Origin of the sequence: Catenulispora yoronensis (genome assembly GCF_039531695.1) — a bacterium.
In the GTDB taxonomy this organism is placed as follows: domain Bacteria; phylum Actinomycetota; class Actinomycetes; order Streptomycetales; family Catenulisporaceae; genus Catenulispora; species Catenulispora yoronensis.
The window spans coordinates 44182-68858 of record NZ_BAAAQN010000001.1 but is presented as its reverse complement, the minus strand read 5'-3'; the positions used below and the strand labels follow the sequence as shown (position 1 = coordinate 68858).

Below are 24677 nucleotides of genomic sequence, written 5' to 3'. Positions count from 1 at the left end.
GCTCGCCATGTGGGAGTACGAGTACAGCGTCGAGGCCGAGGTCGAGCCGAGGGCGGTGTTCGGGCTGTGGACCGACGCCGAGAACTGGCACACCTGGAACGACGGGGTCGGCGCGGTCGAGGTGCACGGCCCCTTCGCGGCCGGCACCGAGTTCACCATGACGCCGCCCGGCCAGGACACGGTCACGATGCTGATCGCCGACGTCACCGAGGACCGCGGCTTCACCGACGTCAACATCGAGTTCGACGACGTGGTGATCACCACGTTCCACCGGATCGAGGACCTCGGCGCCGGCCTGACCCGGGTCACCTACCGCACCGAGATCACCGGCGACGCCGCCGACACGGTCGGCGCCGAGGTCGGCCCGCTGATCTGCGCCGACTTCCCGGACGTCGTCGACGCCCTGGTCGCCCGCGCCGCCCAGCTCGGCGCGACAGGCTGACGGCGCACCTGCCTTTTCCCGAATGCACACCTTCGCAAGTCCGCCACCATCAGGAGAGAGACCGTTGAAACCCCCCAAAATGCCGCGCCGCTTCGCCGTGCTCGGTGTGTCGGCGTTCAGCCTGGCCACCGTCATAGGCTTCTTCGCACCCGCTCAGGCACAGATCGACCCGAACGCCGGAAGCCCCACGACATCGGTCGTGGACTGCGGCGACGGCAGCACCGTCACCCTGGTTTCACCGCACCCCGGCTTCAGCGCCGCGTCGGCCACCGACGCCCAGCTGGAGGCCAACGGTCTGCCGCCCCGGCCCCAGGACGCCGCGGACCTGGCCGAGTGGCAGAGCTTCGTCGCCATGCCGAACGACCCGACACCCCACTGCGGGACGGCCGACGGCCACGTTCGCACCAGCCACCCGATCGTCGCGCCCGGCACGTCGGACGCCGCCCCGGCCGCCGTGACCCCCGACGTGGGGTCCAGCGCCAACTACCACTCGGCGAACTGGTCCGGGTATCAGTCCTTCAATAAGACGTACACGGACGCCTACGGCAAGTGGAAGGTCCCGAATGCCGGCGCCCGGCCGTCGAGCGCCTTCACCTACTCGTCCACCTGGGTCGGCATCGGCTCCGGGAACTCCCGGTCCCAGCCGCTCATCCAAGCCGGCTCCGACAGCTACAACGAGGGCCAGCCCTGGTACGACCTCTGGTGGGAGATGTACCCGCAGAACAGCTCGCAGTCGATCGGCATCGTCTCGCCGGGCGACACCATCTACTCCCACGCGCACCTGACGGCCAACAACGACTGGGTGATCGTCGAAGACCTCACCAGCGGACTGGGCAAGGGCCAGACCCACAGCTACAAGACGACCGGGTTCTCGACCTCCACCCAGGCCGAGTGGATCGTCGAGCGCCCGGACTTCGGCGGCACGCTCTACCCCCTGGCGGACGCCCCGACCACGTTCCAGGGCGCCACCGCGTCCGGCCCCGGCTTCAGCGGCACGACCTTGAACCTCCTGCCGCACTACACCTGGACGATGTACAACTGCAAGAACGGGCCGAACAAGATTCTCGCCCAGCCGGGCACCATCAACAGTGCCGGCGGATTCCCGGTCAGCTGGAAAAGCTACGGCGTTCAGGGCAGTTGGGGCTGCACCGTTTGGTAGCCCAGGGCCAAGTCGCGCGCATTCCTGTTTCCAGTCCTCAGTTCTTCATGTCGCCGGGGCGGATCACGTCTCGGCTCGCTATACCGCTTTCGGAGTTGCAATGTCCCGTCTGAAGAAGCTCATTCCGCTCGCCGCCGTCATAGTGGCGACTCCACTCATCGTGACAGGCACCGCGAGCACAGCCAGTGCCGCCAGCACCATCACCTGGAAGACGAACGGCGTCTGCCTCGGCTACGCCCTCTCGACCTTCGCCAACAACGTCTCGAACCTCGACAACGTGTGGACGGAGGACTGCAGTGCCCCGGGCTACAGCTCCGTTTACTGGATCGACAGCAACGTCACCTCCAACATCTGGCTTGAGCACCCCGACGTGGACACCAGCCTGTGCCTGACGGCGTACAAGGACCACTCGGTCTACTTCGAGCACTGCAAGGCGAACAACAATTACGAGCGCTGGCGCGAGATCCACGTGGGCAGCGTCTGGCACCTCCAGAACGTGGCCACCGGCGAATACCTCAACGGCGGCGGCACGTACAAGCAGGTCCACACCAGCACCTACGCGCAGGCCTGGACCTGATCCGTCGCGGGGCTCAGTGCCCTGACAACTAGCACGACGGGCGGGAGGGCCTCGTAAGCCCTCCCGCCCGGGTTCTTGATGACCGTGGCGTCGTGCGTTCAAGGATTCTTCTACCTCAGCAAGGGGCTTCTATGATTCCTCAGTACTCGCTGGCCGAGCGCGACCGGCGCTGGGCCCTTGCCCGCGAGCTGATGGCCGCCGAGGGCGTCGAGGCGCTCGTCGTCTACGGCGAGCACGAGTGTGCGGACCTCGCGCCGTTCGCTCCCGACGCGTTCTTCAGCAACGACCGTCCGGGTTCGTTCGTGGTCTTCTGCCGCGACGCCGACCCGGTGCAGCTGGTCTGGTCGAACATGTCGATCCAGGACAACATCGAGGCGCGCAAGCGCGGCGACGAGCTGTGGATCGCGCCTGCCGACATCCGGGCCGGATCCGTCGTCCAGGCCGGCAAGAACGCCGCCGGCATCATTGAGGTGCTCCGTGAGAACGGCCTGGACAAGGCCGCCATCGGAGTGCTCGGCCTCGACATCTACCCGCCGTTCCACCTGAACCCGCCGATCCCGCACCTGCTGTGGAAGCAGGTGCTCGACGAGCTTCCGGAGGCGGTTTTCAAACCGGTCGGTCAGAGCTTCATGTTCGCGACCATCTGCATGTCCGACGAGGAACTGGCCGTGCTGCGCTACTCCGCGGCGGCCGGCGACGCCGTGGCCGAGGCGATGTTGAAGGGAGCCGCACCGGGCGTCAGTGAGGCCGAGCTCTACGCGGACGGTATGGCGGCGGCGTTCCGGCTCGGCTGCGCAGCGCCGGACATGCTGCTGTGGTCCGGCCCCGGGTTCGTCGCCTGGGGACCGCCGGCCTGGTCGTACCGGCCGCAGGCGCCGCGCGTCCTGGAGGACGGCGACGTGGTGCTGGCCGAGGTGTTCTGCCGGTTCGGGATGAAGGAGACCCAACACCAGGTCGCCATCGCCATCGGCGAGGTGCATCCGGACGTGGAGGACGCCGCCGCGATCGCGCGCGCGGCCTACGAGGCCGGTCTTGCCGTCGCGGAGGTCGGGAACACCTTCGGCGACATCGCCGAGGAGATGCTCAGGGTATTGCGAGAGGCCGACGCCTGGAACATCCACCCGATGGTGCACACCCTCAACCCCTACGGGCCTGTGTGCGGCTTCGGATCGGGCCTGAAGCGAGTCCCGGAGGCTCGCCAGTACGGCCGGCTGTTCGAGCTGCCGACCATCGGCGGCGAACTGCCCCTGGCCCCGGGGATGTCGCTGTCCTTCGAACCGAACGCCGTCGTCGGCGGCAAGGCCGTCAACCTCGGGGGGACGGTCGTCATCGGCGACGACGGTCCGATCGAACTCAATCCCCTGACCGCGCAGCTCCTGCGCGCCTGATGGCCGTCGGCCCTGCCGCCGACGCGCCCCGACTCCGCTCCACCCCGCCCCCGACCTCGCCCCGAGGCCGCCCCCTGAACTTCGGAGAATCCCCATGATCGAGATCGAACACCGCGCGACCTTCCCACAGACCGCCGAGCAGGTCTTCGCCGCCGTCGTCGACTTCCCGACCCTGCCGCGCTGGCAGGCCGACGTCCTGGCCGCCGAACTGACCTCCGCCGACCTCGCGCTCGGCGCGGTCGTGCACCAGGTCCGCAAGGTGATGGGCAAGCGCACCGAAACCGACTTCACCGCCACCGAGTACGTCGCCGGCGAGCTGCTCACGCTTGAGACCGCCGCGGACGTCAAGCCCGCGGTCCGGCAGCGCTACCGGGTCACCGCCGACGGCACCGGCAGCGTCGTCGAGTTCCAGCTGCGTCTGGACGGCGTCCCGAAGATGGCCGAACACCTGGCCAAGGCCCAGCTCGGCAAGAACGTCCCGAAGATGTTCAACAACCTCGGCGCGCTGCTCGCGGGCGTTTCCGTCGGCTGAACCGTACGGAACGTTCGTCGTCGGACGGACCGAGCCGGCAACGGTTGCCGCGAGCAGCGACCTGGTCGACCATTGCTCGATGCTGAGTGACGAGGCGTTGGCCGCGAAGTTCGACGACCTCTTCGAGCGGGGAAGGCGGGCGGTGCTCACCGGGACCCATCAGATCGACGTGCCGCCGACCGACGACGGCCGGTGGGGCATCTCGGTGGTCCTCCGGCCGGACCCGCGGTCGGCATCGCGCTTGGCGCAGGTGACCGGCGAGCTGATGGAGCGGGCCGGCCGGCGGCATTGGCCGACCGGCTCAGTGAACTCGGTCCACTTCACGGTCCGGGCGCTGGAGCCGTACCGGGCCGTCGTCCCCGTCGACGACGAGCGCGTGGCCCGCTACCGCGCCGCCCTGTCCGCGGCCGCCGCCCGATCCCATCCGATGGAGCTGCGCCTACGAGGGGGCAAGATACAACGGCCGGCAGATGGTGCCGGCGCCACTGGCCGCCGCGGCGTTCGACGGCGCCTCCCCGAGCCCTGACAAGCCGAGAGGATGACCGTGAGCGGTTACCTGACGCAGCTCGCCGACTTGATGGGACGTCCGGCGAGCACGGGTTTCCCGGTCGACTGGACGACGGTCGAGGCTCAGCTCAGCCTAGGGTTGCCCCCCGATTACAAGGCCCTGGTCGAGCACTTCGGGCCCGGCACGTACGACGCCTTCGTCACGGTCAACGTCCCGGGCATCGCGGCTAAGCACTACGACCTGGTGGAACAGGTGAGGTCGTTCGGGCAGGAGCAGGAGAGTGAGAACTCGGGCTTCGCTCCCCACGTCCTGCAACCTGCGGCCGGCGGGCTGGTGCTGTGGGGCGCGACAGTCTCCGGAGACCTGTTCTTCTGGGAGCCCCGGGTCCCGGACCCGGCCGCTTGGCCGGTCCTGGCCTGGGACGTCGAAGACGGCGACTACTTCACCTTCGAGGGCGGGACGGTCGAATTCCTGCTCCGCTTCTTCGACGGAACGTTGGAACCGGACCTGCCGATGATCCTGCCGCGTGAGGGGACAGCGCCGATGCTGTTCGCACCGGACCCCAACGCCCTTCGCTGAGGGCGCCGGGAAGTCCGCCTCCGCCTAGGAACTCCGACGTCACGAGCCCCGGTTCCGCCAGTCACAACAACCGGTCGACCAGCCCGTCGACGTATTCCGGCGTGAGCGGGCCCAGGCCGAACAGGACACGGATATACATCGGGGCCAGCACATGGTCCAGTACGCCGAGTGCGTCGGGCGCGGTTTCGCCGCGCTCGCGGGCGCGGTCGAGCATGGACTGGAGCTGCCGGGTGCGCTCGGCGCGGAGTTCCTCGCCGGCCTGAAGGCCCTGCTGACCGGAGTTCGACAGGGTGACGACCAGGCGCAGCAGTGCCAGGCCCTCGGGGCCGGTGATCTCCCGGGCCACGGCGGCCGCGTACGTGCGCAGGTCGCCGGCCAGGGTGCCGGTGTCGGGCATCGGCGAGCGCTCGTTGAGGTAGGTGAGCGTCACGTCGGCGAGCAAGGTCTCCAGGTTGCCCCAGCGGCGGTAGATGCTGCTGTCGGCCACGCCCGCGCGGGCTGCGATGTCGGCGACGGAGAACGTGCCGTAGCCGCGCTCGGCGATCAGCTCGGTCACGGCCTGGTGCACCGCTGCTCCGACGCGGGCGGCGCGTCCGCCGGGTCGTCGGGCTCGCTGTTGTTCCTCCATGCCGACCACCTTAACGCAGTAATGGGTTGCGTTTGTGGCGCGCGTCGCCGTACAGTCCCCTTAACGCAGTCAGTTACTGCGTTAGAGCGTCACGGGAGCGACGCGACCACCGATCCCACCGGTCCCGCCACTCCCACCCATCGAGAGGAACCCCCTTGCCTGGATCACTTGGGTCGTCCGCCGGCAGCCGCCCGAACCGGGCAGTCCTGCTCGCGGTGACCTGCCTGGGCCAATTCATGGTGCTGCTCGACAACACGATCGTCGGAGCCGCGCTCCCCGACATGCAGCGGCGGCTGCACACCGGGCTGACCGGCCTGCAGTGGATCGTCGACGCCTACGTCCTGCTGGTCGCCATGCTGCTGCTGACCGGCGGCGTCTTCGCCGACCGCTTCGGCCGCAAGCGGATCTACTTGGCCGGAGTGGCGGTGTTCACCGCCGCGTCCGTACTGTGCAGCCTCGCGCCGTCGGTCGGCTGGCTGATCTCCGGCCGGGTGCTGCAAGGCGTGGGAGCCGCGGCCCTGAGCCCGGCCTCGCTGGCCCTGCTCGCCGCCGCCTATCCGGCGCCGCAGGAACGCGTTAAGGCGATCGGGCTGTGGGCCGGATTCAGCGGCATAGGTCTGGCGGCCGGGCCAGTCGCCGGCGGCGTGCTGATCGACGCCTTCGGCTGGCCGGCCATCTTCCTGGTCAACCTGCCCATCGGCGTGGTGCTGCTGCTGGTCGGCCTGCGCAGCCTCGACGAATCCCGCAATCCGAAGGCGCCCGCGGTCGACGTCCCGGGCACCGCGCTGTCCGTCCTGGGAGTGGGGACGCTGACCTACGGACTGATCGAGGGCGGCGGGCGCGGCTGGACGTCGCCGCTGATCCTGACCAGCTTCGCCGCCGCGCTGGTCCTCTTCGCCGCCTTCATCGCCGTCGAGGCACGTCGCGCGACCCCGATGCTGCCGCTGCGCCTGTTCCGGCAACGGCTGTTCACCGTGTCCAACACCGCCATGATCGTCGTGGGCTTCGCCCTCATGGGGTCGACGTTCTTCTTCTCCCAGTTCTTCGTCGACGTCCAGGGCAGCTCCATCCTGCGCGCCGGCCTCCAGACCCTGCCGACCTCCCTGACCATGGTGGCCGTCAGCCCGGTCGCGGGACGGCTCGCCGCCCGCCACGGCTTCCGCATCGTGGTCACCACCGGACTGACCCTGGCCGGCCTGGGCCTGCTGGGACTCGGCACGGTCCACGCCGCCACCGCCTACAGCGACGTATGGTGGCGCCTGGCAGTGGTCGGCGCGGGCTTCGCCTTGACCATGTCCCCACTGACCGGCGCCGCCATCCAGGCAGTCGACCCGGCCGAAGGCGGCCTGGCCTCAGGCGTCAGCAGCACCACCCGCCAGATCGGTGCGGTCCTCGGCGTGGCAGGCCTCGGAGCCGTCGTCCGCACCCGCCAATCCACCGGCGCCTCCTTCGAGACCGGCCTCGACAGCGCCTTCCTCGTGGCCGGCGCCATCACCCTGGCCACGGCCGTGCTCACCGGCCTGTGGCTGACGAAGTCCAGGCCCGATGCCGAGCCCAAGCCCGAGCCCGACGCCGAGTCCGTACCATCTCCAGTCAGCCCACGGCAGATTGTCGAACCTGTACGATAAGGGCTCTGATGTGCGCTTCGGCGTCGCGGCGCTGCGCTGTCGCGACGCCGTCGCATCGGTGTTTCTGAGCGCGGCGGGATTTGGGGAGACCGGTGGTCATGGCGGACAAGACTGTCGGAGAACCGGCGCCCTGGCCGGCGCTGTTCGCGCCGGAAGAACGCATGGGGTGGACGGTCACTGATCGGGACCAGTTCCGCCAGGCTTTCACCGAGCCCCCACCCAACCCCGCGCCGCCCGCCGAGGGCAAGGAAGACCGCCTCCAGATCGTGCGGCGCAAGCTGCCCGGACGTCTGGCCTGGACGTGGAGGTTGGCGGCGGCCGGTGCGGTGGTGGGTTGGACGGTGCTCGTACACGGCGATACCAAGCCGGACCACCACCTGTCGCCGCAGTCGGTGCTGATCTCGGGTGCTATTGGTGCCGTCGCGGTGGCTGTGCTGTGGGTGGGCTTGCTGCTCGGACATCTGTCCTTGGTCCGCCGGTACGGATCCCGCCGTCAGACGGTCGCAGTGCATCGTCACGAGGCTGCCCTGGAGGCTTGGTCGGCCCGCAAAGCCGCTTTCGAGGACCAAGAGACTCAGCGGGTGTCCTCCATGCCGCGCTGGCTCTCCACCCCGGCACCGGGACATCGCCGTATCGATGTCGTCGGCGGGAACCTGTGGGGCTGGGAAGCGTTTCTGACGGTGTTCGGAGCCTCGGCCCTGGCCGCTCGCGGCCCGATGGTGGTCCTGGACTTGTCGGGCGAACAGATCGCGGGCGAACTGGCGCGCGGGGCGACCGCCTCAGGCCTGGACGTCGACGTGCAGCTGCTGCCGACCGAGTCGGCCGACAGCGACCTGCTGGTCGGCTTGGACGTGCCGTCGCTGGTGGACATCTTCATCGAGTCGTTGCACGGGGGCGACAGCAAGGCCACACGCGGCGAACGCGTACTTGACGCCCGGCTGTTGGGCGCGCTCTGCGACCAGCTGGCCGCGGGCGGCCTGACGATGGCCCGAATCGCCGCCGGCGCCAGGATCCTGCTGAACGAGCCCTACGCCGGCGACGAGCTGTCTCCGACCGAACGCGACGCCCTGGCAGGCCAGGTGTTTTCCGAGTCGTATCGAGAGCAGTCCTCCAGCAGCCTGCGCGTGATCGAAGCGCTGGCGGATTCGCTCAGTGGGCTGGGTCAGCGTTCTCAGCGGCGGCCGGCGGCGGATCTGCAATGCATGGCGATGTCCACGACGTGGCGCAGCGGGGTCGGGGATTTCCTGGCCGACCTGGTTGTGGCGTGGGCGGCACGGCGAATCGCCATGGACGCCGAGGTGGCGACGTTGGTGGTGGCCGGCGCGGACGAGCTGGCGCCCCGACACCTGGAGCGGTTGTCGGACCTGTGCAATCGGCGCGGGACCCGACTGGTCGTGATGTTCCGCCATCTGCGCCAGGAATCGTTCGAGATGCTGGGCGCGGGACCAGTGGTGTTCATGAACCTGGGCAACCCGCAGGAGGCGGCGCGCGCGGCGGACTTCATCGGTCATGAGCACCGCTTCGAGATATCCGGTCTGACCCGGACCCTCGGGGGAGAGCAGACGCATAGCCTGTCGGACAGCGATGGCGGGTCGGAAGGCTTGTCACAAACTGTCGGCAGGGACAGCGGAATCAGGTCCGCCGGCCTGACTCACGCGCCGTCGCGCAGCTGGGGCCGGTCCCGGTCGCAGACCCGCAATAGTGATCGGAGCTGGGGCCAGACCTCAACAGCTTCGAACAGCGACAAGTGGTCGAATACGGAATCCGCGCAGCGGGTCTACGAATACACAGTGGAACCGCGGGTGCTGCAGCAGCTCCCGGACTATGCGATGGTCCTGGTCGAGCACACCGCCGCCGGCGTCGAGGTCAAGGCCGTGGAGATCAACCCTGACATTCCATTGCTTCAGCAGACGGAGCCGGAGCCGGCAGCCGGCTGGAGCGCACCGATGAACACCAATCCTCGGCAAGCGGTCGACGGATTCGCGGTCGACGATGCGATCGGGCCATGGCCGGGCTCGCCGAGGGCCGTCGCCGAGGCGGAACAGGATTCCGGGCGACGGCCGGCGAAGGGGCGACGGAACAGGTAAGACGGGCAAATATCCCCGATGGAGCTATGTGGCGCCGTGGCACGGCAGCGTCGAGGAGACGTTCGCCGCGTTGCAGAATCAGGTCTTCGCCGAGTTCTTCAGCAGCTGGCCAGAAGCTGACCGTCCCGCCGACATCGCTGAGCTGTGGTCCGGCGACGAGAAGGACGAAGACAGTTGGGCGGGCTTCATGGGCGAGCACTCCCCGCTGTACGACGACGATGGCCGCTGGACCGGACGTTGTGTGGTGCTCCACGGAGACGCCGCTCCCGAGGCTGTCGCGTTCTGGGGTCATTCAGGGGACTGATAGCGACAAGCGGGACGTCGGTGATGGCGCCGAGCCGGCGGCGGAACGAGCTCAGGATCCTGCGACCCCCGTTCCCGAAGCTGTCGGCCACGCACGAAGCGCCGCGTCGGCGATCGCTTCCAGCTCCTCCGTCGTGGCTCCGTCGCGCGCCAGCGCGGACATCCCGCGGATGACCGCGCCGTAATATCCCGCCAGAACGTGCACATCGGTCTCGGCGGGGAGTTCGCCGGCGCGGACGCCCTCGGCCAGCTTGGCCGTCAATGCCACCGCACTCGCGGAGCGGATGTCGCGGAGGCGGTCGGCCACCTCGGCGGACTGCGGCGAGCAGTTGGTGGTGGCCGAGATCAGCAGGCAGCCGGGTGGGCGATCGGGCCGGGTGTAGGCGGCGGCCGCCTCGTGAAGCAGCCGGGCGATGGCGCCCCGGGCGGTCGGCTCCTCTGCCAGCGCGCGTTGCGTGAACGCACCGTAGGTGCGCAGGTAGCGATCGAGCGCCTCGAAGAAGAGGGTGCGCTTGTCGCCGAAGGCGGCGTACAGGCTGGGGCCGCCGATGCCGAGTGCCGATCTCAACTGGGCGATCGACGTCGCCTCGTAGCCGTGCTCCCAGAACACGGCCATCGCGCCCTCAAGGGCTTCTTCGCGGTCGAACGACCGGGGTCTTCCGGTGCGCATGAAGCAATTGTATACCGATCGTTCGAGAAGTCTGCTAGCTTACTTCTCGAACGATCGGTACAGAAGTTGAGGAGACACTGATGCTCACTGTGGGACTGCTCCTGCGCATCGAGGCCAAGCCGGACCAGGCGGAGGAGGTCGAAGCCATGCTCAAGTCGGCCGTGGACCACGTACGGCACGAGACGGCCACCGTCGTCTGGTTCGCGTTCCGGCTCGGACCCACCACCTTCGGGGTCTTCGACGCCTCGGTCGACGAGGCCAACCGTCAGGCGCACCTCGACGCCAACAGCGGCGCACTGAGCGGCGAACTCGCCGCGCGCCTGTTCGCCGAGTCACCGTCCGTCGAGAAGGTGGACGTCATCGCGGCCAAACTCCCCGCCGCCTGAGCCACCGCCACACCATGAAGACCGTCCGCATCGACGACATCGACATCGAATACGAGGACACCGGAGCCGGCGAGCCATCGCTCCTCATCCACGGCTCCAACCTCGCCACCGGACTCGCACCCTTGGCAGCGGCACTGGCCACGGCAACCCCGCACCGCCGCCTGCTGCGCTACCACCGCCGCGGAATGGCCGGAAGCGGCGGCCGCACACTCCCGATCGGCGTAGAGCGTCAGGCCACTGATGCGCTAGCCCTGCTCGACGCCCTCGGCCTCGACTCCGCACACCTCGTGGGCTACTCCTACGGAGGCGTGATCGCCCTTGAGACCACGCTGACGGCACCAGAGCGAGTAAGAAGCCTGATACTCCTTGAACCGATCCTGATGCAGGTCCCCGGCGGCACCGAATTCGCATCCGGCATGACAAAGATCCTCGACCTCTACGCCGAGGGCGACCTTACCGGCGCCGTCACCGCCACCTTCGCCGGCCTCGGCGGCCCCGACTGGCAAGACCTGGTCGCGACCGCCGGGCCGAACGCCCTCGACCAGGCCGTCCGAGACACCGAACTCTTCTACCAAGACGAGTGGCCCGCCCTCAACACCTGGACTCTGGACACCGAAGCCGCCGGCACCTACCCCGGACCAGTGCTATCCGTGGTCGGAACCGAGAGCGGCCCCTTCTTCCAAGCAGGCCGAACCCTTCTCCACAAGGCCTTCAACACATGCACCGACGCCGACATCCCCGGCGCGAACCATCTGCTCAACCTCCAGGCACCGGAGCGGATCGGCGCAGCGATCGCAGCGTTCGACCGCGCGTCCAACCAGTAGTGCTTTGTTAGGCCTGATCCGGTGTCATGCTGCGAGGTGTGACACCGGATCAGACCACGACGGAGACCCTGGGCCTTGCACGGATGATCGACGAAGCGCAGATCCACTGGATCGCAATGGGAGACAGAACACATCGACTCCCGGTGGTCATGCTTCACGGCGGCCCGGGCTTGCCCGACTACCTGGGCGATGTCGCCGCCATGATCGCGGATCTTGCGCCGGTATACCGCTACGACCAGCGCGGCACAGGCCGATCCGAGTGGCAGGGCCATCATTCCCTCGCCCGCCATGTCGACGATCTCGCCGAACTGCTGGACGCGTGGGGCGCGTCCAGGGCGGTGCTGATTGGGCATTCCTACGGCGCCGATCTGGCGAGCAGATTCTGCCTGGCGCACCCCGATCGGGTGGCTGGGTTGCTGCTGCTGTGCGGACCGTTTGTTGGCGACTGGCGAACTGCGTACCGAGCTGAACGCGCCCGCCGCATGACCACGCCACAGCAGGAGCGACTTGGCAAGCTGGAGGCGTTGGCACGTCGCACAGAAGAACAAGAAATCGAGCTGCTCACTCTGGCCTGGTTCACCGACCACGCCGATTCTCACCATGGCCGGCGCCGGGCCGCGCACGAGGCCCGCAGACGCCGCCCCGTCAACTGGGCCATGAACAGCGAACTGAGCAAGGAAAACCATGCGGATCCGATCGAGCAGCACCTCGACGAACTACGAGCGTGCCTGCCGACGCACACCGAACTGCTCGGCGGGGTCGCTGATCCCCGGCCCGTATCGGCACTGGAATCACTCGCACGCCGCCTCGAAGTGCCGTTGACTCGGATCGACGGTGGTGGGCACGAACCCTGGTTGGAGCAGCCCGAGCACGTTCGCAGACACCTGCGACGATTCGTGCAACGGGCTGTTAGCCCGAGCTGACCGCTCGCGGGCCGCGTGGGCAAGGCGATCGACCTGGCACAGTCCTGTCAGCCTGGCAGCACGCTATGTCAGGGTTCCGTTATATGAGCTTTGAGCCTTGAACCCGCGGGTTAAGAGAGGCCTGAGCGAGCCTCGCGGAGCCATCGCTCGCCCATGGCGAATACGAGTGCTGTCTTGCCCGGACGCCACCCGCTTGCAATGATTCCCGCGATACCCGAATCGTCGGGACTTCCCGTACCGCCTGGAAACGGTGCTTTCACATGCCTTCGCGCTCCGTGCGCAACCGGGGCAATTGCAGGCGGTCTGGTCGGTTGCCGCTGCCATCGCCCAGGCGTAGCCGACCCTGACCCCACGCCGTGCTCCATCCCACAGGCCGTACCGCCAGCCAGCCGTGCCCACGTCCCGAAACGGAGCCACGCCCATGAGTCGCACCCGACGCCTCCGCGACCACGTCCGCCACCTCCGCCACCACCTCCCCACCCCCGTCGGCCGCTCGGTCACCGCAGCAGCCCTGCTCGCCGCCGCCGGGCTGCTGCCGCTGCCGACCGCGCACGCCACCGCGAGTTCCACCACCTGCACCGGTACCAGCCAGCTCGCCTACAGCCCCGGTCTCAAGCTCACCCCACGGAACGTCGTCTTCACTGAAACCGACACCATCCCCACCTGCACCTCCACCGACACGACTCTCACCAGCATCAACACTTCTCCCTATGGCTACCCCATCGCGGGCGCCACCTGTGACGACATCTCAGCCGCCACCAACACCGGCGAGTTGGTCCTGCACTGGAACAACGGCCAGACCTCCACTCTCAGCGGCCTGGTCGGCGAAGAGACCATCACCGACGGCATCCTGCAGGACACCGCCACCGGCACCGTCATCGCCGGCGAATTCAACGGCGCCGCAGCCGTCATCAACTGGACCTACATCGTCAACCCCCTCGCGTGCCTCAGCACCGGCGGCCTCACCACCCTGAACGGCACCGTCCTCGTCCAGATCACCGGCGTGTGACCCAGCCAGAGCGACCTTCCGCCACCGCAGGACATGGCCCCTCGTCGGTCCACCACCACCCGAAGGACTTCACGATGACCAGCACCCGGCACGCCACCGCATCCCGCCCCCGATCGGCCCGCCGCTCCGCAGCTGGCTCCGCCGCCGTCCTGCTAGCGGCAACTGGATTCAACACCCTGCTTCCTGCCGGCCCCGCGCACGCCACTGCCAGTACCCTCACGTGCACCGGCACCAGCCACCTCGCCTACAGCCCCGGCCTGACCTTCACCCCGCAGACCGTGACCGTCACCGAGACCGACGCCTACACCTGCACCTCCACCGACACCACCATCACCAGCGGATACACCTCCGGCTCCTTCTCCGCGACCGGCGTGTCCTGTGCGTACGTCACCGTCGCTCCCGACCGCTACCGCGTCACCTGGAACAACGGTCAGACCTCCCGCGTCGCCTTCACCGAGACCGAAGTCACCGTCACCGGCGGAATCCAGCAGTACGTCGGCACCGGGACTGTCACCTCCGGCGAGTTCACCGGCGCCACCGCCGTCTTCACCTGGGTCTACCTGCCCCCCAGCCCCCTGGACTGCCTGGCCCCCGGCGGCCTCACCAGCCAGGACGGCACCGTCATCGCCGACATCACCGGCCTGTGACCGCCGGCCTGTCTGGGGGTGCCTCCGGTGAGGGATTCGGAATGGTCTGACGACTCGCTGGGCATGAACCGGCGGATCAGTAGGCGTGACTTCCTGGACGGTGTCGCGCTGGTGATCGGCTCGGCTGCCGCCGGGCCGCTGCTGGGCGCGTCCCCGGCCGCCGCCGCGGCCTCCTCGCGGCCGGGCAACCCCGGCGGGAGCGGGTATCCACCGGCGTTGACGGGAATGCGCGGCAGCTACGACAGCACGTTCGCGATCGCCCACGCGCTGCGCGACGGCACGTTCTGGGACCACGCCGGCGAGCCGAGGCCGGTTGACGGTCCGTACGATCTGGTCGTCGTGGGCGCAGGTATCAGTGGTTTGAGTGCGGCGCACTACTACCTGCGCGACGTGAACCCCAAGGCGAAGATCCTGATCCTGGACCCGCACGACGATTTCGGCGGCCACGCCAAGCGCAACGAGTTCACCGTGGCCGGCCGTACGCTGATCGGGGCCGGTGGCTCGGAGACGATCGAGAGCCCGGGCACCTATCCGCCTGAGGCGTTCCAGGTGTTCGACGATCTCGGCTTCGATCTGACGAAGTTCCCGTCCACATTCGCCGACCCCACGTTCTACGCCCGCAACGGCGCCGGCGGCCAGGCGACCTTCTTCGCCAAGGAGGTCTGGGGTACCGATTACCTGGGTGCCGGCGGGCTCGGGGAGATCCCGGCCGAAGCGCCGCTGGACAGCGCTGGCAGGAACAAGCTTCTCGAAGTGTTTGCCGGCGACCGGAACTATCTTCCAGGCCTGACACCGGAGCAGACGCTCGACGTGCTTCGGCAGATCAGCTACGGCGCCTTCCTGACCCAGTACGCCCAGGTGACCGGCGACGCCTATCGCTACCTGCTGCACGCCACCGCCGTGTTCACCGGCGTCAACGTCGACCAGTTCCCGGCCCTGGACGCCGCCGCCTCCTTCTACCCGGGCACCACAGCCCTGAACCTGGACTTCACCCAGGGGCCGTGGCCCGGCCTGTCCAAGACCATCGCCCGATTCTGGGCCGGGGGTGGCGACGACATCGAGTATCAGTTCCCTGACGGCAACGCCTCCATCGCCCGCGCCCTGGTGCGCCGCCTGATCCCGCAAGCGATCAGCGGCAGCACCATGGAGGACCTGGTCACAGCCCACTGCGATTACAGCCGACTCGACCATGACGCCTCACACCCGCGGATCCGGCTGTCCAGCACCGTTGTCCGCGTGCAGCACTGGCCGGACGGCCGCGGCGTGGACGTCGCCTACGTCCGCGGCGGCACGCTGTACACCGTGCGCGCCGGTGCGGTGGTGATGGCGTGCTGGAACGCGATGATCCCCTACATCGCCCCCGACCTGTCCGACGCCCAGAAGGCCGCTGGACACCAAGCGGTGAAGTACCCGCTGATCAAGGCGAACGTGGCGGTCACCAACTGGCGTCCGTGGCAACGCCTGGGAGTCTCCAAATTCATCGTCCCCGGCGGCTTCTGGGGCAGTGCGTACCTGGACACCCCCGTCAACATCGGCGACTACCGCTTCCCCACCGGTCCCGACGACCCCATCGTCATCACTCTCTGGGCGGCGCTCACCGCCCCCGGCATGGACCGGCAGGCCGGTGCCAGACAAGGCCGCACCACGCTGACCCGCCTGACCTTCGCCGACCTGGAACGCTCGATCCGCGATCTGCTGGCCCGCACCCTGGGCCCCCACGGCTTCGACCCGGCCGCCGACATAGCCGCCGTAACCACCAACCGCTGGGCCCACGGCTACGCCCGCTGGTACAGCACCCCCTTCGACCCCTTCTGGCCAACCGGCCCCACCCCCGCCGACATCATCGGCACCCCCGTCGGCCGCCTCACCGTCGCCACCACCGACCAGGCCAACCACGGCTTCGTCGACGGAGCCCTGGAATCGGCCTACCGCGCCGTGCAATACCTCGCCACCCTGCACTGATCTACGGCCCTGGTCCGCAGGGCCGGCTGCCCGAGCGCCCGCCCCCACCGTCCCCGCAAGAGGCACGGCGGCCTACGACAGCGCCAAGCCGAGCAGGCTCAGCCCCGCCCTGCCGCCAACCCGGTCCAGCGCAGCGCGCCAGCCGCCGTGAGTGCGCCGCCGAGGACCGATCCCGTTGCGGCGCACTGATCCGCTGCCCGGTCTCTTCCGAGGGGAGCGGATCGGTTCCGAGCAGAAAGCCTGCCGTTGGCACCATCGTTCAGGTAGAGGGATCCGCATGTTCGTGCCCGCATAATGATCGGCCGGATCTGCCTACAACGGTCGTCGAAGCGTTCTCCTCAGCGCGGTGCCGGGCCTCCTCCTACGTGCTCTCGGACCGCTTGGACCCCTCGGGCCCCTTGGACCGCACGCGATACCGCAGATACAACGCGTCAGCCCCCTCCAGCGAACGCACCAACTCCAGCTCATGGTGATCCGGGGGCAGGTCTTCGAACAGCCGGCGGCCCTGTCCCAGCAGCACCGGCACGAGCTGCAACTCCATCTCGTCCAGCAGGCCGGCGCGCAAGCATGCCTGCGCGACGGACGCGCCGTGCAGGAGGATGTCGCGGTCGCCCGCGGCCGCCTTGGCCTTGGCGACGCAGGCCTCGATGCCGTCGGTGACGTACGTCGCGTGGCCCGGGGCCGGTTCGTCCGGTGCGGAGTGGGTCAGCACGAAGATGGGTACGCCGTCGTGGTGGTCGCCGTCCCAGCGACCCGCGAAGTCGAAGGTTCGGCGGCCGGTGATCACGGCGCCGGTCGCCATCGCCTCGTCGAAGACCACCGTGCCGGGTCCGCTGGTGGGCCGGTGCGACCCGGGGTCCACGCCGCCGGGGCTCAGCCAGTCGTGGAGGCGCTCGCCGCCGATCCCGAACCCCCGTCCCGGGCCGTCCTGCGGGCCGGAGATGAACCCGTCCAGCGACATCGACATGTAGAGCACGATGTTGTTCATGGCCTTTTCTCCAGTTCGGTCGGTGCCTCGTTTTCGGTCAGTGCCTCGTTTTCAGTCGGTGCCTCGGTGTCGGCCTCGGTGACCAACAACCGCGCGTCGGTGACGTTCTCGAAGCGGGTGTCCCCGCCACGAATCAGCACGTAGTGCGCGGTAATCGTGGCCTGATACAGGCGCATCGGCCCGGCCGGGCCGACGTCGTCCGGTTCGAGGCGTTTGCCGGTCGGCAGCCGGTCGTTGAGCAGTGCGAGGGACGCGGCGCACTGTTCGTCGAGGACGAAGCCGGCTGTCGCCTCCAGATACAGCGCCTCCGCTTCGCCGACCGGCACGCTCGTGTCGAAGACGGTGATCGCCACGTCCGACCGGGCCGCGATGTTGCGGGAGTGCCGGCTATCCGGTGCCGAGACCCACACAATGCGATGGGTGCCGTCCGGGGCGAAGAACACCGGGCTGACCCACGGCCGCCCGTCGTCGTTCGTGGTCCCGATGACCAGGTAGCGGTGCTGGCCGAGCAGGCGCGGAACGGTCTCCCACATCATCGACCCGCACCGATCCGGCGCAGATGGACGACCGCGGGGTGCGACGGGAACGGTGACTCCATCTCCGCCACCCCTGCCGCTTCGACGACCAGCGGAGCCGCCGTCACGCTCTCGCGGGCCGTCACGTCGAACCACTCGACCCGATAGGAACCAGGAAGGACGTCGATCGCGAGCACCCTGCCGTCACCATGCGGCTCCAGCACGAGGTACTCGCTGCCGGGGTTCACCAGCGCGTACCCGGTGGAGGCGATGTCCTGGCGCGGAACCATGTCCACCAGCTCGACCCGTTCAGCGAAACGGCGGGTGTCACCCATGGCCCACCGCGCGGCTTCGTAGAACTCGAACGGCGGTACGCCGGTGTCGGCGGGGGCCTTGCCGGTCGGTTCCAGACCGGCGATCAGCCCGTAGTCCATCAGAAGCGGGTGGTGCCCGCGCAGGAACGACTTCCAGGCCCACAACGCGTCGCCGTGACCCGGCGCGTAGTGGTCGGTGTCGCTGAGCACCACACGGGTGCCGTCCGCCACCGGCGGGTCGGCGAACCACCGCGACGGTGCCGACCCCGGCGCCATCGGGTGGCCGCCCTGGGCGAAGATCTCGTCGTCGTAGCCGGGGGAGACCCACTCGGCACGGCTGCGCAGCAACGGCTCGTTGACCTTGGTCTGGTCGGCGACGGGGAACTGCATCGTCATCCCGATCGGATGCGTGGCATAACCGTGTTCTGATTCGTGCCGCTTGACGACGTCGATCACCCAGTACTGCCAATCGGTGGAATCGCCCCAGACCGGAGGCTCGTCCATACCGAGGAAGTCGGCGATCTCCTTCGACACCGAACCGTCCCCGGAGGACTCGTTGGCCACCTCCCACAGCACGTTCGGCAGATCGTGCAGCGTGTCGACGACCTTCCGCACATACGCTTCCTGATACGCCGCGATGCGCGGATCCAACGGCAGGACCTGCAGATCGTTGATCGAGGCCGCCGCGACACCGTTGACGTTGTTGGCCGCGTGGAAGGGATGCCCCTCGATGTGGTCCGGCGGCGGGCTCAGGTGCAACGCCCAGCCGTCGAACAGCATGACGCCGACATAGAAGCCCGCCTCGCCGGCCGCGACGACGCGCTCGCGCAGCCGGCCGAAGTACGCGTCGTCGAAGTGTTCGAGATCGAAGCGGGGCTTGCCGTCCTTGGCCGGGCCCGAGCCCGGGCCCGAGCCGTCGGCGCCGGTACGCGCCCACGGCTGCGGCGACATGTCCAGGTGGTAGTTGCCGCCCGCCGCCTGCGACCGGAACTGCTCCCAGCGCCAGAGCCGGATGAAGTTGTGTCCGCGCTCGGTGAGGAACCGAAGGTACGCCGCGAAGTCCAGCCGCTCCGGCTCGGCCGGGCCCGAGGGACCCGGGCCCATACCGTCGTGGAAGTTGTTCCAGATGTGTGATCCCGTCAGATACACCGCGCGTCCGGCGTCGGGTCCGGAAGCAGGAGTGAAGTAGCGAGGGTTCGTTTTCGAGACGACCAGTGGCCCAGTGGCCGGTCGTGGTGTGGATGTCATGGATCCAGCCTGCGCCCCGCGGACGCGGACTACATCTGCCACCTGGCCGATCTGCCGGGTCCCTGTCGGACCTGGCATGGTGTGTTCCATGGGCGGCCCAGGCGATCAGCGGCACGGGTGGCCGACAACCGTGCGCCCGGTCGCCCGAGTGCCCCACAACCTTCAGGGCCAGCTGACGTCGTTCGTCGGACGCGGCCCGGAGCGGGAGCAGGCCGCGGTGCTGCTGTCCCGGCACCGGCTGGTGACGTTGACCGGGCCTGGCGGCGCGGGCAAGACCAGGCTGGCCGCTGAGCTGGCCGCTGAGCTGACAGCCGAGCTGTTGGCCGATCCGACGGCTCAGCTGGTCCCCGAAGCCGCCGACCGGCCGCCTGCCGCTGACCAGGCAGAGCCGTACACCGACGGAGTCTGGTGGGTGGACCTGGCAGTCGTCGGCGACGGCGCGGGCGGAAACGCGAACACGGCCGTGGCGGAAGTGACTGCTGAGGCGGTTGGCGCCCCGGATCTGGGTACACCGCTGCGTGCGCTCACGACCTACCTGGCCGACCGGCGCGCGCTGCTCTGCCTGGACAATGCCGAACACCTGCTCGACGCTGTCGCCGGCGTGGTGGAGACCGTTCTGCGCAGCTGCCCGGCGGTCACCGTCCTGGCCACCAGCCGGGAACCGCTCGGCGTGCCGGGCGAGGCGGTACTGGCCGTGCCGCCGCTGTCGGACGAGGACGCGTTGGCCCTGTTCGTCGACCGCGCACGCTTGGCGCAACCCTCGTTCGTGCTCGACGAGGCCGCGGAGACCGCTGTCCGCTCCATCGCCACGCACCTGGACGGCATCCCGCTCGCGCTCGAACTGGCCGCGGCCTGGGTACGGACCCTCACCCCGCGCCAGATCGAGGCCGGCCTGGACGACCGGTTCGCGCTTCTGGTGCGCGGACCCCGCGGCGCGCAGCGGCGGCAGCGCACGCTCGCGGGGTCGATCGACTGGAGCCACGCGCTGCTCGACGACGTCGAGCGCGCGGTATTCCGGCGGCTCGCCGTCTTCGAGGGCGGGTTCGGAGTGCCGGCGGTACGGGAGCTGTGTGCCGGAGGGCCGGTGCCGGAAGCGGAGGTGCTGCCCGCGCTGGGGCGGCTCGTCGACAAGTCGCTGGTCGCTACCGACGAACACGGTGGCGAGCTGCGCTACCGGCTGCTGGAGACGATCAGGGCGTATGCGGCTGCCCGCCTGGCGGAGGCGGGGGAGGAGCGCCGGGTGCGGGACCGGCACCTGGTTTGGTGTCTACAGTTCGCCGAGGCCGCCGAGGCGGATCGTGAGCGAGATTCCGACGGGTGGCGGCGCGCGTTGTTGGCGGAATACGACAACTTGCGTGCCGGGCTTGAGTGGGGCCTGGCGGATCAGAGGTCTGCCAAGAATGGGGACTCTGACGATGGTGTCGGTCGCGCCGACCGCGCCGACCGCGCCAGCCGCACCGACCGCACCGCTCACACCGACCTCGCCGCAGGCCGCCGTCTCGCGGCATCGCTCGCATGGTTCTGGCACTTCAGCCGTCGTGGCCGCGACGGCCTCGTCTACCTGCGCCAAGCGATCGACCACGCACCCCACGAACATTCCCGACTCCAAGCCCGGCTTCTGACCGGCCTCGCGCTCGTCGCCGACACCGCCAGCCCACTCGACGTCGAACACGACGCGGCCGAGCGGGCCCTCGACCTGGCCACCGAGGTCGGCGACGAAGGGCTGCGCGCGCTGTGCCTGAACCTGTCGGCCGTCGGCTCCTTCTATACGGACTTCGACACAGCATGGGACCTGTGCGAACAGGCTCGCGCGGCGACCGAAGCCGGCGGGAACGACTTCGCACGCGGCGCGGCGCAGGCGCTGCAATCCGTCATCCTGCACCTCCGCGACCGCCACGCCGAGGCCGAAGCGCTGATGGACCAGACCGTCCTGAACCGTCTCCGGCACCATCGCGGCGTCCTGTCCACAGTCCTCGTCTACCACGCAGACGGCGCCTTCGCCCTCGGCGACATGCGGCGCGCGCTGGACCTGGCCGCGCAGGCGGTGCTCGTCGCCGAGCCACTCGACGACTACCTGCGAGTCGGGATGGCCCAAGCCGTCCTGGCCCGGATCAAAGCACTGACCGGCGATGTGGACGGCGCGGTGGCGACGATCGCCCCGGTGCGCCGCCTGCTCGCGGCCGCCGACGGCGACGTGTTCGTGCCCTTCCTCGACCAGGCCATAGCCGTCGTCGAAGCGCGCGGAGGCGAGCCCCGGGCCGCGATCCCCTGGCTGCGGCGGGCCGCGGCCTCGACCGACCGCGGCCTCCCGACCTGGATCGCCGGCACGGCACTGCCCGGACTCGGCGCGGCGCTGGCCGCCGATGGACGCCGCGACGAGGCGGCCGAGGCACTGGCCACGGCGCTCACCGTCACCCGACGTCTCAACCTTCCGGGCCCACTGGCACAGGTGTACGCAGCCCAGGCCGAAGCAGCCGCCGCAGACCATCCCGACGGCCTCGTACGCGCCACCGAACTCCAGCACGCAGCCCTGGCCCTCCACGTCGACCACAACCTGCGCGCCTTCCAACCGGACGACCTCGAAGCCCTCGCCCGCTACGGCGCTGCCCTCCGCCCCACCCTGGACGACGTCCGCATCCTGCACGCCGCCCAAACGGCGCGCGCCGCCATGGGCCTGCCCCGCACGGTGCGACAGCAGGAAGCCGCCGAAGCCACAGAACGTCAGCTGCGCCAGGCCCTGGGCGACCCCGCCTACACCGAAGCCGCAGCCGCTGGCGCCCGACTCACCCTGGACCAGGCGGTCACCCGGGCCCGCCGCGCCCGCGGCTCGCGCGGACGCCCCAGTACCGGCTGGCCCAGCCTCACCCCCACCGAGCTCGAAGTCGTCCGCCTCGTCGCCGAAGGCCTGACCAACCCCGAGATCGCCGCCCGCCTGTTCATCAGCCGCGGAACAGTCAAAACCCACCTCTCCCACATCTTCGCCAAGCTCGACACGGTCAACCGGACGGAACTCAGCGCCGTGGCGACGAGCCGTGGGCTGTCGGGCTGAACTCACCCGATTGGCTCATTCCGTCCTGCGGCGCGGCCGGCCTCGTCCGGCGTCCCGGGAACCACCAGTTGGCGCTGCCCAGCAGCGACATGGTCGCCGGGACGAGGATGACGCGGACGAGGGTTGCGTCCAGGGCGATCGCGGTGGCCAGGCCCAGGCCGAGCATCTTGACGATGGGCGAGGAGTCGGCCACGAAGCCGAGGAAGACGGCGGTCATGATCAGGGCGGCCGAAGTGATGACGCGGCCGGTGGCGGCGATGCCGCGGGCCACCGATTCGGTGGTGTCGCCGGTGGCTTCGTACTCCTCGCGGACGCGGGAGAGCAGGAAGACCTCGTAGTCCATCGAGAGGCCAAAGAGCACTGCGAAGAAGATCGTGGGCAGCGGGGAGGCGATGGGAGTCGTCGCGTCCAGGCCGAACACGCTCTTGAGCCAGCCCCACTGGAACACCGCGACGATGACTCCGTATGCGGCGCCGATCGACAAGAGGTTGGTCAGAGCCGCTTTCAGCGGTATCACGACCGAGCGGAAGACGAGCAGGAGCAGCAAGAACGAGGCGGTCAGGATGGCGGCGAGAAAGACGGGCAGCGTCTTGTCGAGTTGCCGGGTGAGATCGTCGGTCATCGCGGTCAGTCCGGTCACGGACACGTTGGGCGGGAGGAGAGCGCGGACGCGTTCGAGAGTCCGGGACGTGGCCGGGTCGGAGGGGGCGGTCGTGGGAACTGTGGTCAGCACCACCGTGTCGCCCGTGGGGGACAGGAGGGGCTTGCCGACTGTGGCGATGCCGGGATCCGCCGCGATGCGCCTGGAAAGCGCCGGGACATCGGTACTCGCCTCGCGCAGGTCGGCCACGACGACCAGCGGCGCGTTCACGCCGGGGCCGAAGCCTTCGGCCAGCAGGTCGAAGGCGCGGCGGTCGGTGGTGCTCGCCGAGTCGCTGCCCGAGTCCGGGAACGTCGTCTGCATCTTCAGCGCGGGCATGGCCAGGACGATCAGCACCGCCGAGGCGGCGAAGAGGTACCGCAACGGCTTCCCGGACACGCGGTGCGCGAAGCGCCACCAGAGAGTGTGTTCGGGCCGTTCGACGCGACGTCGGCGCCCTGGCAGGCGCCCGCGGTCGATGCGGTCGCCGAGCAGCGACAGCAGAGCCGGCAGCAGCGTCAGGGCGGTCGCCACGGCGATCACGACGACCAGCGCTGTGCTCAAGCCCAGGGTGGTCAGAACGCCCAGCCCGGTCAAGGTGAGCGCGGTCATCGCCAGGACGACCGTTCCGCCGGCGAACACGACGGTCGGGCCGCCTGCCCGCATGGCGTTCGTCAGCGCGGTGGCGTTGTCCTGCCCTGATACGCGGTTCTCGCGGTAGCGGACCGTGATGAACAGGGCGTAGTCGATGCCGACTCCGAGACCGATCATCGCGGCGATGGTCGGTGCTCCGGTGGCGACGTCCATGGTGTCGGCCAGCAGGGTGATGGCAGCCAGGCCGGCGGCGACGGCCACCAGGGCGAGCGCGATCGGGACGAGCGCGGCCATGACCGTCCCGAAGGCGACGACCAGCACGACCAGCGCGACGAGCAGGCCCACTGCCTCGGTGCCCGAGGAAGGCGGCGCGGCGTTGACGTACGCCGCTTCACCGCCGAGTTCCGCGGTGAGGCCCGCGGTACGAGCCGGTTCCAGGGTTTTGACGATCGCTGTGATCGGCCCGAGCCCGAGCTCCCGCGAGGGGCGGTCGAACACGATCTCTGCGAAGCCGATGCGTCCGTCGGGCGAGATCGTGCCCGAGGCGAACGGATCGGACACCTTGGTGACCTTCGCCGTCGTGCCGATCCTGGCGACCGCGGCGTCGACGGCCGGCCGGAAGCGATCGAGCCGCTGGCCCTCCGGCGCCGCGAACACCGCCATGGCGCTGCCGTCCGAAGCGGTGGGAAAACGCTCCGCAAGCAGGTTCGTCGCTTTCTCGCTCTGGCTGCCGTGGGCTGCCAGGTCGTCGGCGAACGTGCCGCCGACCGTGGCCGCCAGCCCGATGACGGCGCCGACGGCCAGCACCCAGGCTCCGATGGTCGTCCCGGGTCTGCGCATGCTGAACTCGGTCAGCCGGCGGACGATCCGCCCCACAACACGCCCCACGACAGTGCTCCTTCGTTTCGGCGCCGGCCTTGGCGCCGGCGTGTCCGGATCCACTGTCCGGGGCCGAGCCGGAGGGGTCGCCCGCCCGCGGATCGGGTTGCGAACCCGTCGCCTGGCGGGGCTCGCGTTCCGGCTCCCCGTCCCCAGGGGGAGTGCCGTCCCCGTCCGCAGGGGGATGACCGGGGGTCC

At 69.3% G+C, this 24677-nt stretch carries 23 protein-coding genes; 17 read left to right on the top strand and 6 right to left on the bottom strand.

The window, feature by feature from the left end; all coding sequences use genetic code 11:
• Positions 1-7 precede the first annotated feature (7 nt).
• The 7 genes from ABD481_RS00240 (at position 8) to ABD481_RS00210 (ending at position 5185) form a co-directional block, all read left to right on the top strand.
• Positions 8-442, top strand: a complete 435-nt coding sequence (locus tag ABD481_RS00240) for an SRPBCC family protein (RefSeq protein WP_344663384.1) — start codon at positions 8-10, stop codon at positions 440-442.
• Positions 443-506: 64 nt separating this feature from the next.
• Complete coding sequence (locus ABD481_RS00235) at positions 507-1601, top strand: G1 family glutamic endopeptidase (RefSeq protein ID WP_344663383.1); 1095 nt, start codon at positions 507-509, stop codon at positions 1599-1601.
• 100 nt (positions 1602-1701) lie between these two features.
• A complete protein-coding gene (locus tag ABD481_RS00230) occupies positions 1702-2178 on the top strand; it encodes a hypothetical protein (protein WP_344663382.1) in 477 nt (158 codons plus the stop codon).
• Positions 2179-2309: 131 nt separating this feature from the next.
• Positions 2310-3566, top strand: a complete 1257-nt coding sequence (locus tag ABD481_RS00225) for a M24 family metallopeptidase (RefSeq protein WP_344663381.1) — start codon at positions 2310-2312, stop codon at positions 3564-3566.
• 94 nt (positions 3567-3660) lie between these two features.
• Positions 3661-4098, top strand: a complete 438-nt coding sequence (locus ABD481_RS00220) for an SRPBCC family protein (protein WP_344663380.1) — start codon at positions 3661-3663, stop codon at positions 4096-4098.
• A gap of 79 nt (positions 4099-4177) precedes the next feature.
• Positions 4178-4624: a hypothetical protein gene (locus ABD481_RS00215; RefSeq protein WP_344663379.1), complete on the top strand. Its 447-nt coding sequence runs from the start codon at positions 4178-4180 to the stop codon at positions 4622-4624.
• Positions 4625-4642: 18 nt separating this feature from the next.
• A complete protein-coding gene (locus ABD481_RS00210) occupies positions 4643-5185 on the top strand; it encodes an SMI1/KNR4 family protein (RefSeq protein ID WP_344663378.1) in 543 nt (180 codons plus the stop codon).
• 61 nt (positions 5186-5246) lie between these two features.
• Here the strand turns inward: ABD481_RS00210 and ABD481_RS00205 are convergent, their stop codons facing one another.
• Positions 5247-5813, bottom strand: coding sequence for a TetR/AcrR family transcriptional regulator (locus ABD481_RS00205; protein ID WP_344663377.1), 567 nt, complete (start codon positions 5811-5813; stop codon positions 5247-5249).
• Positions 5814-5968: 155 nt separating this feature from the next.
• On the opposite strand from ABD481_RS00205, the gene ABD481_RS00200 reads away from it, so the two are divergent.
• The 3 genes from ABD481_RS00200 (at position 5969) to ABD481_RS00190 (ending at position 9832) form a co-directional block, all read left to right on the top strand.
• The gene (locus ABD481_RS00200; protein WP_344663376.1) at positions 5969-7441 is read left to right on the top strand and encodes an MFS transporter; all 1473 of its coding nucleotides are present in this window, start codon (positions 5969-5971) and stop codon (positions 7439-7441) included.
• A 98-nt stretch (positions 7442-7539) separates the two neighbouring features.
• Entirely contained in the window at positions 7540-9528 is a 1989-nt protein-coding gene (locus ABD481_RS00195; protein ID WP_344663375.1) for a hypothetical protein, read from the top strand.
• A 28-nt stretch (positions 9529-9556) separates the two neighbouring features.
• Entirely contained in the window at positions 9557-9832 is a 276-nt protein-coding gene (locus ABD481_RS00190; RefSeq protein WP_344663374.1) for a hypothetical protein, read from the top strand.
• A gap of 51 nt (positions 9833-9883) precedes the next feature.
• Here the strand turns inward: ABD481_RS00190 and ABD481_RS00185 are convergent, their stop codons facing one another.
• Complete coding sequence (locus ABD481_RS00185; RefSeq protein ID WP_344663373.1) at positions 9884-10501, bottom strand: TetR/AcrR family transcriptional regulator; 618 nt, start codon at positions 10499-10501, stop codon at positions 9884-9886.
• Positions 10502-10581: 80 nt separating this feature from the next.
• On the opposite strand from ABD481_RS00185, the gene ABD481_RS00180 reads away from it, so the two are divergent.
• The 6 genes from ABD481_RS00180 (at position 10582) to ABD481_RS00155 (ending at position 16252) form a co-directional block, all read left to right on the top strand.
• Positions 10582-10887, top strand: coding sequence for a putative quinol monooxygenase (locus ABD481_RS00180; RefSeq protein WP_344663372.1), 306 nt, complete (start codon positions 10582-10584; stop codon positions 10885-10887).
• A 14-nt stretch (positions 10888-10901) separates the two neighbouring features.
• On the top strand, positions 10902-11711 hold the full coding sequence (locus tag ABD481_RS00175; protein WP_344663371.1) for an alpha/beta fold hydrolase: 810 nt from the start codon (positions 10902-10904) through the stop codon (positions 11709-11711).
• A 38-nt stretch (positions 11712-11749) separates the two neighbouring features.
• Entirely contained in the window at positions 11750-12634 is an 885-nt protein-coding gene (locus tag ABD481_RS00170) for an alpha/beta fold hydrolase (RefSeq protein ID WP_344663370.1), read from the top strand.
• A gap of 421 nt (positions 12635-13055) precedes the next feature.
• Entirely contained in the window at positions 13056-13643 is a 588-nt protein-coding gene (locus ABD481_RS00165; RefSeq protein ID WP_344663369.1) for a hypothetical protein, read from the top strand.
• Positions 13644-13717: 74 nt separating this feature from the next.
• A complete protein-coding gene (locus tag ABD481_RS00160; protein WP_344663368.1) occupies positions 13718-14290 on the top strand; it encodes a hypothetical protein in 573 nt (190 codons plus the stop codon).
• Positions 14291-14317: 27 nt separating this feature from the next.
• The gene (locus tag ABD481_RS00155) at positions 14318-16252 is read left to right on the top strand and encodes an NAD(P)-binding protein (protein ID WP_344663367.1); all 1935 of its coding nucleotides are present in this window, start codon (positions 14318-14320) and stop codon (positions 16250-16252) included.
• Positions 16253-16613: 361 nt separating this feature from the next.
• Here the strand turns inward: ABD481_RS00155 and ABD481_RS00150 are convergent, their stop codons facing one another.
• From ABD481_RS00150 to ABD481_RS00140, 3 genes are read right to left on the bottom strand one after another with little or no spacing between them, the layout of a single operon-like run.
• Positions 16614-17240, bottom strand: coding sequence for a dihydrofolate reductase family protein (locus tag ABD481_RS00150; RefSeq protein WP_344663366.1), 627 nt, complete (start codon positions 17238-17240; stop codon positions 16614-16616).
• Positions 17237-17776, bottom strand: a complete 540-nt coding sequence (locus tag ABD481_RS00145; protein WP_344663365.1) for a pyridoxamine 5'-phosphate oxidase family protein — start codon at positions 17774-17776, stop codon at positions 17237-17239. Before ABD481_RS00145 ends, ABD481_RS00150 begins: the two co-directional genes overlap by 4 nt.
• Complete coding sequence (locus ABD481_RS00140; RefSeq protein ID WP_344663364.1) at positions 17773-19317, bottom strand: hypothetical protein; 1545 nt, start codon at positions 19315-19317, stop codon at positions 17773-17775. Before ABD481_RS00140 ends, ABD481_RS00145 begins: the two co-directional genes overlap by 4 nt.
• Positions 19318-19465: 148 nt before the next feature.
• Here ABD481_RS00140 and ABD481_RS00135 point away from each other — a divergent pair, with 148 nt between their 5' ends.
• Positions 19466-22366: a helix-turn-helix transcriptional regulator gene (locus ABD481_RS00135; RefSeq protein ID WP_344663363.1), complete on the top strand. Its 2901-nt coding sequence runs from the start codon at positions 19466-19468 to the stop codon at positions 22364-22366.
• Here ABD481_RS00135 and ABD481_RS00130 read toward each other — a convergent pair.
• Positions 22329-24488: an MMPL family transporter gene (locus tag ABD481_RS00130; protein WP_344663362.1), complete on the bottom strand. Its 2160-nt coding sequence runs from the start codon at positions 24486-24488 to the stop codon at positions 22329-22331. The genes ABD481_RS00135 and ABD481_RS00130 overlap by 38 nt on opposite strands.
• Between the last annotated feature and the right edge of the window lie 189 nt (positions 24489-24677).